Genomic DNA, 13,461 nt, shown 5'->3' on the forward strand with positions numbered 1-13,461 from the left:
TTACAGCAAAAATACGTAATTGCTGCATCAGAATATCACAGGCGTGTAACTATTTATCCTTTACGTACTGCACAGCGAAGCCGTCATTAACGTTATCGGCCAAAACAAGCGTATCATTTTTAGCTTTTACGATCACCTGGTCTAACCCACCGTTCTGATATTTAATGATATAAGCCGGATCTTCAGAAAAAATGGTTTTATCCTTGCTAAGCGTAAACGCCGATTGGTTTGTAAGCGAATCGTTACGATAAAAAGTAGCCGTATTATTCCGTTTAAACTCAACCGATGAACGGTAACCTTCAGACTGCGGTGTAATAGTTCTACCCGCAAAGCCTCCCGTTGATTGCACCCATTTCCACTTGCCGTACAGCTTATCGGTGCTAATATTGCCTGCTGTTTTTAAATCTTCTTTATTGCATGATACGGCGCAGATCACCAATATGGAGCATACTAAACTTTTCATAAAAATGGGGTTATGACATTGGGGTTTTAAACTTATTACGGTAATATTATTGTGAACGCTACAATCAAATAAATTAATGTTGCTTAATTTGGGGCATAATTTTCTGCCTTATGAATATCGAAACCATAGCCATACACGCCGGCAACCATAACGACCCAACCACGAAAGCGGTGATACAGCCCATCATCATGTCGACCACATTTGAACGTGGCGAAGATGGCAGTTATCCGGGAGGTTATATATACAGTCGTTCATCCAACCCCAACCGGAGCGCTTTAGAGCAGGTACTTGCTCAACTGGAGGGCGGTGTTGAGGCAGCAGCGTTTTCATCGGGCAATGCCGCGGGCATGGCGGTATTTCAATCGTTACCTGCGGGCACACATATTATATTACCCGATGATATGTACCATGGTTTGCGCAACCAGATCAAAAATCTTTTTGCCGGTATACTGGAGTTCGATTTTATTGATGTGAACAATACCGAATTACTACAACAGCATATAAAATCCAATACTGGTGTAATATGGATAGAAACCCCATCGAACCCGTTATTGAAGCTTACCGATATTAGAAAGGTAGTTGCCATAGCCCATTCCAAAGGTATTAAAGTAGTGTGCGATAATACTTTCGCCACACCTGTATGCCAGCAACCTATCGCATTAGGGGCCGACCTGGTGATGCACTCGGCTACAAAATACTTTGGCGGCCACAGCGACCTGATGGGCGGCGCATTAATTGCCGCTGAAAAAAGCGACTGGTGGTTAAAGATCCGCCAGGTACAGGAAATGGGTGGCGCTATCCCCTCGCCTATGGATTGCTATTACTTGGTACGCAGTATTAAAACGCTGCCTTACCGTGTACGTGGTCATGTAAATAACGCGCAGCTATTAGTACAATTTTTGCAAGACCATCCGAAGGTAGAACGTGTAATGTATCCGGGTTTGCCATCGCACCCACAGCATGATATTGCTAAGGCGCAAATGCTGAGCTTTGGCGGAATGCTGTCTTTTTGCATAAAAGGCAGCGAAGATGATACCCGTAAAGTAGTAAATAGTGTAAAGCTGTTTACACAAGCCACCAGCCTGGGTGGTGTTGAAAGCCTGATAGAACACCGTGCATCGGTAGAAGGGCCCGACACCAAAACGCCCCGAAACCTGCTTAGGGTATCAGTAGGTTTAGAGCATATTGATGATCTTATTGCCGACCTTGAAGCGGCTTTTAACAGTTTTTAAGCATAAATAAAAATAAAATTTGGAGATAAGTATTCAATTAACATATCTTTGAAACATTATTTGGTAGCAAATATTAAGATCATTGTTCCGCCAACCGGCGAATTTTGGTTTATAAAGAAGTGGCGAGAGATCAGGCTCAACAACCCACTGGCAACCCTTCAATTTGAAGAAGGTGCCAATTCCTGGCCCGGAGAATGGATCCCGGGGAATATAAATTAACCACCATGAAAAGTTTAGTACAAGTTAAAGAAAGTAAGATACAACAGGTTACCCCAACCGGCAATTCATTTGCTATTTGTATTTGTATGTGTTGCTGCTGTTGATTCAGTAACACGTTCCCATTTTCATTTTCCTGAAAAATACGCGTGTTGCTCCTATCGGGATGCTATTATCCTGCTTTGCGCACACGGTAAAACAAACTGATCATTTACAAACAATTAAAATCTTAACATATCATGTCTACTACAAATTTAAAATTCGAAACACTACAATTACACGCAGGTCAGGAAGCAGATGCAACAACAGGTTCACGCGCTGTACCTTTATATCAAACTACTTCTTATGTTTTTAACAGTGCCGAGCATGGTGCTAACCTATTCGCGCTGAAAGAGTTTGGCAATATCTATTCCCGCATAATGAACCCCACTACCGATGTTTTTGAAAAACGGGTAGCGGCTTTAGAAGGTGGTGTAGCGGCATTAGCAACAGCATCCGGCCAGGCAGCGCAATTTTTGGCCTTAAATAACATTTTACAGCTTGGCGATAACTTTGTTACCTCGCCATTTTTATACGGAGGCACTTACAACCAGTTTAAAGTAGCCTTTAAACGCATTGGTATCGACGCGCGTTTTGCCAAAGACGATACTGCCGAAAACATAGAAGCCCTTATTGACGATAAAACAAAAGCAATTTACCTCGAAACCATAGGTAATCCGGGTTTTAATATCCCTGATTTTGAAAAGATTGCCGCGGTTGCACAAAAACACGACCTTCCTTTAATAGTAGATAATACTTTCGGCGCTGCCGGATATTTGTTCCGCCCGCTGGAGCATGGCGCACATGTTGTAGTACAATCGGCTACCAAATGGATTGGCGGCCATGGTACAAGCATTGGCGGTGTAATAGTTGATGGTGGTAACTACAACTGGGCCAACGGCAAATATCCTCAATTTACCGAACCGGCCGAAGGTTACCATGGTTTAGTATTTGGCGATGTATTCGGTATTGGCGGTCCGTTTGGTAATATTCAGTTTATTATACGTGCCCGTGTGGAAGGCCTGCGCGATTTCGGTCCGTCGCAATCACCATTCAACTCGTGGTTATTGGTTCAGGGATTAGAAACCCTGTCGTTACGTGTACAACGCCATATTGATAACGCGCTCGAACTGGCCAAATGGTTGGAACAGCATCCTTTGGTAGCCAAAGTAAACTATCCGGGTTTGGCATCATCACCGTATAACGCGCTGGCTAAAAAGTATTTAAAAAACGGATTTGGCGCGGTATTGTCATTTGAGGTAAAAGGCGATAAAGAAAACGCGGGTGCAATAATTGACAGCCTTAAACTGGTGAGCCATGTGGCAAACGTGGGCGACGCGAAAACGCTGATCATACAGCCATCTGCTACTACGCATCAGCAATTGAGTGATGAAGAGCAACTTTCTGCCGGTGTTACGCCTACCCTGTTACGTGTAGCCGTTGGTATTGAACATATTGATGATATTAAAGGCGATTTTGAACAAGCCTTCAATAAAATAAAACAACCCGAAGCCGAATTGGTGTAAACCATTTAGCGCGGGCTATACAAATTAAAAAGTCCCTTCCGTTGGGGAGGGACTTAAATAATATATATGAACACAGAAGTATTTAAGTACACTAAAACATTTAAACTTGAGTCGGGCAGCGAGTTGCATGATCTTGAAATAGGTTTTAATACCTACGGCAAGCTGAACAAAAACAAGGATAATGTGGTTTGGGTGTGCCATGCGTTGACCGCCAATTCCGACGTGCTTGATTGGTGGCAGGGTTTATTCGGTACGGATAACTATTTTAATCCCGAAGAACATTTTATTGTGTGTGCCAATATTTTGGGTTCGCCTTATGGTACTACTAATCCGCTAAGTACAAACCCGGTTACCGGGCAGCCTTATTATTTGGCATTCCCGCAATTTACCATAAGGGATATTGTTAAGGCGCATCAGCTACTGGCTGATTATTTGAATATCGAAGATATCCATATCCTTATCGGTGGTTCATTAGGTGGCCAGCAATCGTTAGAATGGTCGATTATTGAGCCGGAGCGTATCAAAAATCTGATACTGATAGCTACCAATGCCCGTCATTCATCATGGGGTATTGCTTTTAATGAGTCGCAAAGATTGGCATTAACTGCCGACCGCACTTTCTATAACAACTCGCCCGATGGCGGCGCTAAAGGTTTAAAAGCAGCGCGCAGCATTGCCTTAATATCTTACCGTGGTTATAAAACCTACAATGTAACCCAGCAGGAAGATGACGATAACAGAACCGACAACTACAAGGCATCAAGCTATCAAAGTTACCAGGGCGAAAAACTGGTGAACCGCTTTAACGCCTACAGCTACTGGTATTTAACCAAGGTGATGGATTCGCATAATGCAGGCCGCGGCCGTAACGGCGTTGAAAAAGCATTGAGCCTTATCAAAGCCAAAACATTAGTGATCGGCATAAAATCAGATGTGCTGTTCCCGGTAGAAGAACAACAATACCTTTTCCAGCATATCCCGAAGGCATCATTCTCTGAATTTGATTCGCTTTATGGGCACGATGGATTTTTAATTGAAACAGAAGCTTTAACAAATATTATCACCTCTTTCTTTAAAACAGATGTTAAGGGAAAGATTATTGAATTGCAACGAATTGCGTAATGAGTAAGAAACTAACTATTGGATTATTTGGATTTGGAGTTGTTGGACAAGGATTGTATGATATCATCAAGACAAAGAATTTAAACCTGGAGATCGTTAAGATCGCTATAAAAAACCCGGACAAGCAACGTTCGCTGCCTTCTACCCTTTTCACTACTGATAAGGATGAACTGCTGAACAATCCGGAAATAAATACCATCATCGAACTGATCAATGATACCGAAGCTGCTTATGAGATTGTATCTACAGCGCTTAAATCGGGCAAAAACGTAGTATCGGCCAGTAAAAAGATGATCGCTACTTATTTGAACGAACTAATTGATCTTCAGCACGAATACGGTACATCATTATTATACGAAGGTTCGGTTTGCGGCAGTATCCCTATCATCCGTAATCTCGAAGAGTATTATGATAACGAATTACTGCACTCGGTAAGCGGTATTTTCAATGGTTCATCGAACTATATCCTGTCAAAAGGTTACTTAGATGGCCTGGATTATGACAGCGCATTAAAACAAGCGCAAGATCTGGGCTTTGCCGAAACCGACCCGACATCAGACGTTGGTGGTTTTGATGCCAAATACAAAGCAGTTATCGCGGCAGCACATGCTTATGGTGTGGTTGTGAACCCCGATGATGTATTGAACATCGGTATACAAACCCTATCGGCCAATGATGTACAGTACACCCGCGAAAAGAGATTAAAAGTAAAACTGGTACCGGTAATTAAAGAGCTTGATAAAGGCCACGTTGCTTTGTTTGTATTGCCGAAATTTGTAGGCGAAAGCGAGTTTTTATACAACGTAGAGTACGAATACAACGGCGTTGTGGTACAGGCGGCCTTTGCAGATCAGCAGTTCTTTTTCGGTAAGGGAGCCGGTGGTCATCCAACCGGTGCCGCCGTGCTATCGGACATTACTGCCTTGCGTTATGATTACCATTACGAATATAAGAAAGCCAAAGAAAAGGGCAACCTTAAATTCACCAATGATATTGAGCTGAATATCTACTTACGTTACGAAAATGATAGTTTGGTAGAAGCGCTGAACTTTGAACACATTCACGAGCGCTATGTATCAGACACTTATAAGTATATTGTAGGAAAAGTTAATTTGCAAAATCTGATCGATAACCAATACCGTATATTGGAAGAGAGGGCATTCGTTGCCTTCGCCGATCAGCTAACAGGGGTCAGCTTAGCTACGGCATCAAAACAAGCAGCCGAATTATTTTAGTAGGTAATACGGTTGTAACTAAAAAAAAGAAAAGCTTCCTCCCGGAAGCTTTTCTTTTTTTATAGCGTTTTATAAATTATCTGTTCACAATTCGCGGTTCACATCCCAGTTTTCCAGGTAATCGGCCACGCGGCGCACAAATGAGCCGCCCAGCATTCCATCAACCACACGGTGATCGTAAGATAATGACAGGAACATCATTTGCCTGATGCCAATGGTATCGCCCTGTGGTGTTTCAATTACAGCAGGTTTCTTTTTAATGGTGCCTACTGCTAAAATAGCTACCTGCGGCTGGTTGATGATAGGTGTGCCCATCACGTTACCAAACGAGCCTACGTTAGTAATGGTAAACGTACCATCCTTAATATCGTCGGGCTGTAGTTTATTAGCACGGGCACGAGCGGCCAAATCATTAACGGCTTTGGTGATGCCTACTAAATTTAAACCGTCGGCTTTTTTAATAACCGGCACAATCAGGTTACCGCTTGGCAGTGCTGTAGCCATACTTATATTGATATCCCGTTTTTTGATGATCTGGTTACCATTTACAGATATATTGATCATCGGGAAATCTTTTATCGCTTTTACCACCGCCTCGATAAATATCGGGGTAAAGGTTATTTTTTCGTTCTCGCGTTTTTCAAACTTGCCCTTTATCCTATCGCGCCATTGAACCAGGTTGGTTACATCGGCCTCAACAAACGAGGTAACATGCGGCGAGGTTTGCACACTCATCACCATGTGATCGGCAATCAGTTTACGCATCCTGTCCATTTCAATGATCTCATCTCCACCGGATAATGATACAGCAGGCGCCGGTGTAGGCTGTGGTATTGAAACCGGTGCAGATGGTGGTGTAACAGGCGGATTAAATTCAGCAACTGGTGTTACCGGCTGAGCCGTTTCCCGTTGAGGTGCTTCGTATACAGGCTGCGCCCTGCGGCCGCTGTTGATATAAGCGATCAGGTCGTCCTTAGTTAAACGTCCGTCGGCACCGTTACCGGGAATACTATCCAGTTCTGCTAAACCAATTCCTTCGGTAGCGGCAATACTTTTCACCAATGGAGAATAGAACCTGGCCGTATCTTTAAAATTCTGTGGAGCAGTAACAGGCGGCGGTGTCAGCAATTCAGTACCCGGAATATTCACTTCAGGTTCAAATTGTTGAGTTATCACCGGTTGTGGTGTTTCAACAACAGGTGCCTGATAAGCGGTATCGTTTGTATAATTGTTATTTATTTGCTCGGGCTGTTGTTGATAATCATTCGATGGTTCATCAGCGCCCTCGGTTTCAATAATGGCTATAGTATCGCCTACCTGCACAACATCGTCCTGCTGAAATAATAGCTCAACCAGTTTGCCTGATACGGGTGATGGCACCTCTGAATCAACCTTATCTGTAGCAATTTCAACTACTGTATCGTCAGCTTCAATAAAATCTCCGGGAGATTTTACCCATTTTATTATAGTTGCCTCCGCAACACTTTCACCCATTTTAGGTAGTAAAAGTTGATATTTCGCCATATATGATATACAGTTGGTAGGTCAAAAATAAGTATTTGCGCAGTATTACGCACTATTTGTTCAGTAAACTATTTAATAAGCCCAGCGCACTTATGGCCGAACGCTCTATTACCTGCTTCCTTTTATTGTTAAAATTGAACAGCTTTACTATAGTTTGTTGTGTTGATGCCACTGCTATCCAAACCGTACCTACAGGTTTTTCAGGCGTACCGCCATCAGGGCCGGCTATACCGGTAACCGCTATGGCATAGTCAGATTTAAAGTTGCGCAATGCGCCTTCAACCATCTCGGTGGCGGTTTCTTTACTTACCGCGCCATATTGTACAATGGTTTGATGCTCAACGCCCAGTATACTTTCTTTCAAATTGTTTGAGTACGAAACAGTACCGCCTAAAAACACCCTCGATGAACCAGGATGCTGTGTAAATAGGTGCGAAATATATCCGCCCGTACAGCTCTCGGCTATTGAAAGTGTAAAGCCTTTAGCGGCCATATGGTTCATGATAGCTTGCTCCAACGTAATATCTTCAGTAGCGGCTACCACATTGCCTACGCGCTCAATTATTTTTGAGGCATATTCTTCTATTTTTTCTCGTAGTAAAGACTCTTCTACCTCGCCATATCCACTTAAACGCAACCTTACCATACCCAATTTAGGTAAATAAGCCAGTTTAATATATGGCGGCAGGGCATCTTCAATATCGGCAATGCGTTCGGCCAAAAAGGACTCGCCCTCGCCTACCGTTAAAATGGTTTTATGGATAATGACCGGTAATTGCGCTACCGACTTTATTTTCGGCAACACCTGCTCTTCCATCATATACATCATCTCGAAGGGTACTCCCGGCATCGATACATATATTTTGCCGTTATGGTTAAACCACATACCCGGCGCGGTACCGTTCTTATTAAGTATTACCTCACAATTTTCGGGCACAAGGGCCTGCTGAATGTTAACCTCCAGTAAAGGGCGGTTATAGCGCTTGAATATATTGGTCACATTTTCCAGCGCCTCAGCATTTTCTACCATGCCTACGCCAAAGTATTCAGCCAGTGTTTTTTTGGTGATATCATCTTTTGTGGGGCCAAGGCCGCCTGTTATAAAAATAATATCGGCCCTGCCCGTTGCTTCTTTTAGCGCGTTGAGGATATGCTGCTTGTCATCCGATACGGACGAGATCTGTTTCACCCTGATGCCAATGGCATTAAGCTCCTGCGCCATCCACGCCGAATTGGTATCAACAATTTGGCCGATAAGTATTTCGTCGCCTATTGTTATAATTTCTGCTAACATAGTTTAATAGCCTCCAAAATACTGGTTAGCGCTGTAGTCGCTGCGCTTAGTCAGTTTGAGGTCCTGCAATATAGATGATTTTACCTTGATAGTTACGTTATACGACTTGAAATACCCAAACGGCAGCCATTGTACCGAAAGATCCCAGCAATGCAGATCGCGGTAAATTGCGAACGATGTGGCACTACTCAGCTTCATGGCATTCAAATCGTAGTTGGTAGAGTATTGTACCTTCCATTTGGGCGTTAAGCTAAAGTCGCCGCTCATTTGAATGGTATTGGTAGTGGTTTTTAATACACCACTGTTCTGATACTGAAAATTGTAGCTGAACGACACATTCCACGGAATATTAAAATCGATATAAGCCGATGGGTCGCTGTTAATATAAGCCAGTTTTTGTGCCTGTTCAGGCGTCATATTCTGTATCGTATTCGCGTCAGTCTGCTTCCTTTTTGGGTTGATGGATGTTGAGTTTAAACTACCACTCATGGAGAAACCAAAGCTTTCCAGTTTCGGGAACTTACCATCCTGCCAGGTAAAGCGGTTACGCTCGCGGGAATAACGAGTAATAGCACCGTTGCTGATAGAATCTCGCACATCCACCACATAAGGGTTAAGCAAACCGTTAAAACTTACGTTCACCTTTTGATTCAGGAAGGCGGTGTGGCCCGAGAAACTGATCTTCGACAAACGCATTGAATCGGCCGCGAAGTTATAAAAGGTAGAGAATGATAAACCTTGTAGTATCTGGATCTTCCGGGGAGTATTCGAAGTATCGGTAGCGCTCGGCCTTAGTTTTGCTTCAATCGTATTATCAACGTTAAAACCTATGCCCGCCTGTCGGCCTGCTGATGGTCCGCCGTAAATAGACTGCTCAAATATAGAGTAGGTTTGCGCCGTAGCCGTATATGGTAACGAAGCGTTACTTACCGCCGTACGATAATAGCCATAGCCCGGTGACGAAAAATCAGGCTTGTAACTGAAACTAAGATTTGGCGTCATTACGTGCCTTATCGCAGATATTTTACCTTTAAAGTTAGCCTGGCTATATACTTTGGTTGAAAAACCAGCGCTCAGGTTATACTCACCCGACCTTGCGAAACCGCTTACCGTATCAATAGTAGCTACGTTTGAACCTACGTTCGTATTATTCCTGTCGTAGCTTTTGCGAATGGTTTGCAGGTACCAGCGCTCGTTATAGTTGGCTGATGTACTAAATTGGAAAAACTTAAGTACGTTCAAACTCAAACCGATAGGTATTTGATGCTGGAAACCATTTTGCAAACGTTTGGTTAATGTTTGCTTGGTGAACAGATCAGCCTCCGGGATATCGTTCAGTTTATTAGTTGCCTGGAAAGAGTAACCTACTGTAATTTTTTGATACCATTTCGCCTCACCCACTCTGTCTTTACTATCCAGCGGACTAAGGGTAGACATGTTGAAGGCTACCGTAGGCAGATCTAACGTTACACGCTTACGGGTAATATCCTGGCTATGGCTTAAGCTCACGTTTAAGTTGAAAGGCGTACCCGCCCATACTTTACCATACGCGATACTCGAACGGAAGTTATTTTGGGTTAACTGCTGTAAGTTATAACCCTGGCTGGCACCATTATTAATAAAGTTACTTGATGTACCCGCGTTTACCGATGCACTGAATGTACTTCCCGGATGCGCATTAGGGTCCTGGCTGTGCGTCCAGGCAATGTTAAAGTCTTTCGCGGCAGGGTCGCCCGGTAAGCCTATATTGTGCGAACCGTAACTCAATGTAAGGTTACCCTGGTATTTATAACGTTTCAGGTAACGGCCTGCACCGCTCAACTCGTATGATCCTCTTGAATAAAATGAACCATTAAAGGTCATGTCCAGATAATCGTTAAAAGCGATGTAATAACCGAGGTTACGCAGGAAGAAGCCGTAACGCTGATCTTCACCAAAAGTTGGCAATATCACACCCGAAGAGCGCGTGTTAGGCTTGGGAAAGAAACCAAACGGGATAGCCAGCGGCAGTGGCACATTCGCTATCTCCAGGTATGCCGGGCCCGATATGATCTTATTTTTTTCGCCGATACCCTTGGTAATTACTATACCGAAGTGTGTTTCGGGATAAGGCAGATCGCAGGTACTGAAAAGTACATTGCGGTAAGCTACTTCAGTTTCGTTCAGCTTTTTTGCCTGCCCGCCCGAAATAAAGTTACCATCCTGCTCTGATGCCGGGTTATAGATCTTCCCCTTTTTGCTTTTCATGTTAAACCGCAACGAATCCGAATACAGGGGCTTATCATTCTTCTGTTTTGATATAGGCCTGCCCTGGTAACGGTGTGTACGCGGGTTAATGCTACCGGCGGCAAAAATGGTATTGTTCTTATTGTCTACACGTATATAATCGGCATCCAGCTCAAAATCTTCATAAGTTACCCGGGCACGGCCATACAGGTACATGATGTTCTTTTCTTTATCAAAAATGGTTGAATCTTCGGCAGTCGCTTTTACTTCCGATTTTAAACCATCGGGGTCGTTTACTGTCGTATCTTCACCACCGGGCTGTAATGTACCTGCACCCGGTATTAAGGTACTTTTTTTAGTGCTATCACGTTTAGTGGTATCCTTCGGGATGGTATCTTTTTTGGTGCCGTTGTTTTTTACAACAGGTTTGGGAGCTGCTTTTTTAATTCCCCGCATCAATTTCCGGTCTTGTGCCGAATTTGGGTCGAGTTTTATAATAGTATCTCTTAATAGTTTATGTTTGCTGTTTCCGCTCTTGTTTCCGGCAGCTATCACATTCACTATTAAAACAATTGCGAGCAGAAAAAATAGACTAACGAATTTCAAAATTGATTATGAATAGTATTTTTGCAGATATAGTTAAACAGCGCTCAAACATAATGAAAAATAAAACATTGAAAAGATTGAATTATTACTTCCCCCTGCTACTTATTTTATTTACACTTTCTTCTTTTCAAAATGATGATGGTAAACCAAAAAGAGACACTGTTCAAACGTCAGGTTTTAAAATAAAAACTATTGTTGTTGATGCCGGCCACGGCGGCCACGATCCCGGCGCCTTTGGTTCCCATTCCAATGAAAAGACTGTAACGCTTGCTTTGGCATTAAAATTACAAAAAGCCATAGAAAAAGATTTAAAAGATGTAAACGTGATCATGACACGTACCGACGACAACTTTATCGAGTTGCACAGACGGTCGGATATCGCCAACAAAAACCAGGGACAGTTATTTATTTCTCTTCACTGTAACTCATTGGCCGGCCGTCGCGTTACTGAAGTAACCGGCTATAAAAAAGGCAAGAAAGGTAAAAAGATACCTATATATAAAACAGTTTCGGTTCCTAACCGTTCAGGAAAAGGAGCTATGATACTGGTTTACGGTTCGCGCAGGGTTGGCGCACAGGAAGAAGCCTTACGTGAAAACGCGGTTATTTATGCGGAAAAGGATTACAAAGATAACTACGCGGGCTACGATCCCGAAAACCCGGCTTCGGTTATCTTGTTGAATACCTTTAGAGATAAATACCGTAAACAAAGTATCCGACTGGCTACTTTAATTGATAATGAGTTTACCGATACTGATGGCCGTGTAAGCGCGGGCGTTAAAGAGCAGGTTGTACTGGTGCTTGACCATACTGCCATGCCGGCCGTACTGGTTGAAACCGGGTTTATCAATAATCCTGACGATGAGGCTTATTTAACTTCAGAAGAAGGACAAAACGAAATTGTAGCATCAGTGCTGCAAGCGATTAAGAACTATAAAAAACAGGTTGAAAATTAAAATTTAACACATATTCATCTAAACATACACTACCTTGAAAATAACTAACGAAACCAAAATAGGCGCCTTTACGGCAATAGGTATCACTATCCTGATATTGGGATACAGCTATCTTAACGGAAACGACGTATTTTCCGGGTCGAACAAATTTTATTCGATATATAAAAGTGTAGAAGGATTAACCGTATCAAAACCGGTACTGGTGAACGGCTACCAGATTGGTCGTGTTTCGGGTATGGAATTGCAGCCAGACGGACGTACCATTGTTGAATTTAAGATTGACCCGAAATATGATATCCCCTCAAATACGCTTGCGCAATTGCAAAGTACCGACCTTTTAGGTGGCAAAGCCATCATATTTGAACTGGGTAACAGCAAAATAATGGCCGAAGATAAAGATACCCTTCGTGCCGATATACAAGGCAGCTTGGCAGAAAGCCTGCAACCTATTCAAAAAAAGGTAGAGCAATTGATCGTAAAGATCGATTCATCATTAGGTTCTATCAACCGTATTATGAACCCTCAGTTTGAAAAAAACGTTGACCGCAGCTTTATGAGCATTGCCAACTCATTGCAAACTTTAGAGGGTACTACTAAAAAGATAGACGCGTTGGTGGGTTCCCAATCTGGCCATATCAATACTGTAATGCTTAATGCTGCTACGGTATCCAGTAATTTAAAAGCTACCGCGGCGCATTTTGATGGCATCGCTACCAATCTCGAAAAATTCAGCGGTGATCTGGCTAATTCAAATATTAAGAATACACTGGCTAATGCCGATAAGATGGTGGCCGACCTGCAAGCTACTACCAGCAGAATTAACAGCCGCCAAGGTTCATTAGGTTTATTACTGAACGACACCACCATGTATAAAAACCTGAGTGATGCATCTTTAAACCTGAACAACCTGTTTATCGATCTTAAGGCCCATCCTAAACGCTACGTAAGCTTCTCGATATTCGGCGGGAAAGATTGATCTGATTTGACTTGATAAAACTAAACGCGTCATTGCGAGGAACGAA

The 13,461-nt window shown here is 43.0% G+C and carries 10 protein-coding genes and 1 riboswitch; of the genes, 6 read left to right on the forward strand and 4 right to left on the reverse strand.

Annotated elements, in window-relative coordinates; genetic code table 11:
• Positions 1–49: 49 nt before the first annotated feature.
• The gene (locus AC07NA_RS03290; RefSeq protein ID WP_345209298.1) at positions 50–463 is read right to left on the reverse strand and encodes a hypothetical protein; all 414 of its coding nucleotides are present in this window, start codon (positions 461–463) and stop codon (positions 50–52) included.
• A 110-nt stretch (positions 464–573) separates the two neighbouring features.
• Between AC07NA_RS03290 and AC07NA_RS03295 the strand changes: the two genes are divergently transcribed.
• From AC07NA_RS03295 to AC07NA_RS03310, 4 genes are all read left to right on the forward strand, one after another.
• Positions 574–1,695, forward strand: coding sequence for a trans-sulfuration enzyme family protein (locus AC07NA_RS03295; RefSeq protein ID WP_494895642.1), 1,122 nt, complete (start codon positions 574–576; stop codon positions 1,693–1,695).
• Positions 1,696–1,801: 106 nt separating this feature from the next.
• A riboswitch (SAM riboswitch) is annotated at positions 1,802–1,912 on the forward strand.
• Between the two features lie 238 nt (positions 1,913–2,150).
• Complete coding sequence (locus tag AC07NA_RS03300) at positions 2,151–3,476, forward strand: O-acetylhomoserine aminocarboxypropyltransferase/cysteine synthase family protein (RefSeq protein WP_494895643.1); 1,326 nt, start codon at positions 2,151–2,153, stop codon at positions 3,474–3,476.
• 66 nt (positions 3,477–3,542) lie between these two features.
• Positions 3,543–4,598 carry a homoserine O-acetyltransferase family protein gene (locus AC07NA_RS03305; protein WP_494895645.1) on the forward strand — a complete coding sequence of 352 codons (1,056 nt, stop codon included), beginning with the start codon at positions 3,543–3,545 and terminating at the stop codon, positions 4,596–4,598.
• The gene (locus tag AC07NA_RS03310) at positions 4,598–5,833 is read left to right on the forward strand and encodes a homoserine dehydrogenase (protein ID WP_494895647.1); all 1,236 of its coding nucleotides are present in this window, start codon (positions 4,598–4,600) and stop codon (positions 5,831–5,833) included. The genes AC07NA_RS03305 and AC07NA_RS03310 overlap by 1 nt, the downstream gene beginning before the upstream one ends.
• A gap of 84 nt (positions 5,834–5,917) precedes the next feature.
• Here AC07NA_RS03310 and AC07NA_RS03315 read toward each other — a convergent pair whose 3' ends face one another.
• The 3 genes from AC07NA_RS03315 to AC07NA_RS03325 are packed head-to-tail and all read right to left on the reverse strand — an operon-like array spanning position 5,918 to position 11,438.
• Positions 5,918–7,357, reverse strand: a complete 1,440-nt coding sequence (locus tag AC07NA_RS03315; protein ID WP_494895649.1) for a dihydrolipoamide acetyltransferase family protein — start codon at positions 7,355–7,357, stop codon at positions 5,918–5,920.
• 52 nt (positions 7,358–7,409) lie between these two features.
• The gene (locus tag AC07NA_RS03320; protein WP_494895651.1) at positions 7,410–8,651 is read right to left on the reverse strand and encodes a competence/damage-inducible protein A; all 1,242 of its coding nucleotides are present in this window, start codon (positions 8,649–8,651) and stop codon (positions 7,410–7,412) included.
• A 3-nt stretch (positions 8,652–8,654) separates the two neighbouring features.
• Positions 8,655–11,438: a putative LPS assembly protein LptD gene (locus tag AC07NA_RS03325; RefSeq protein ID WP_345209305.1), complete on the reverse strand. Its 2,784-nt coding sequence runs from the start codon at positions 11,436–11,438 to the stop codon at positions 8,655–8,657.
• 98 nt (positions 11,439–11,536) lie between these two features.
• On the opposite strand from AC07NA_RS03325, the gene AC07NA_RS03330 reads away from it, so the two are divergent.
• Both AC07NA_RS03330 and AC07NA_RS03335 read left to right on the forward strand, forming a co-directional pair.
• Positions 11,537–12,439: an N-acetylmuramoyl-L-alanine amidase family protein gene (locus AC07NA_RS03330; RefSeq protein ID WP_345209306.1), complete on the forward strand. Its 903-nt coding sequence runs from the start codon at positions 11,537–11,539 to the stop codon at positions 12,437–12,439.
• A gap of 34 nt (positions 12,440–12,473) precedes the next feature.
• Positions 12,474–13,415, forward strand: coding sequence for an MlaD family protein (locus AC07NA_RS03335; RefSeq protein WP_494895654.1), 942 nt, complete (start codon positions 12,474–12,476; stop codon positions 13,413–13,415).
• Positions 13,416–13,461 lie beyond the last annotated feature (46 nt).

The sequence above is a fragment of the Mucilaginibacter sp. GW821-FHT07G05 genome (assembly GCF_059418565.1).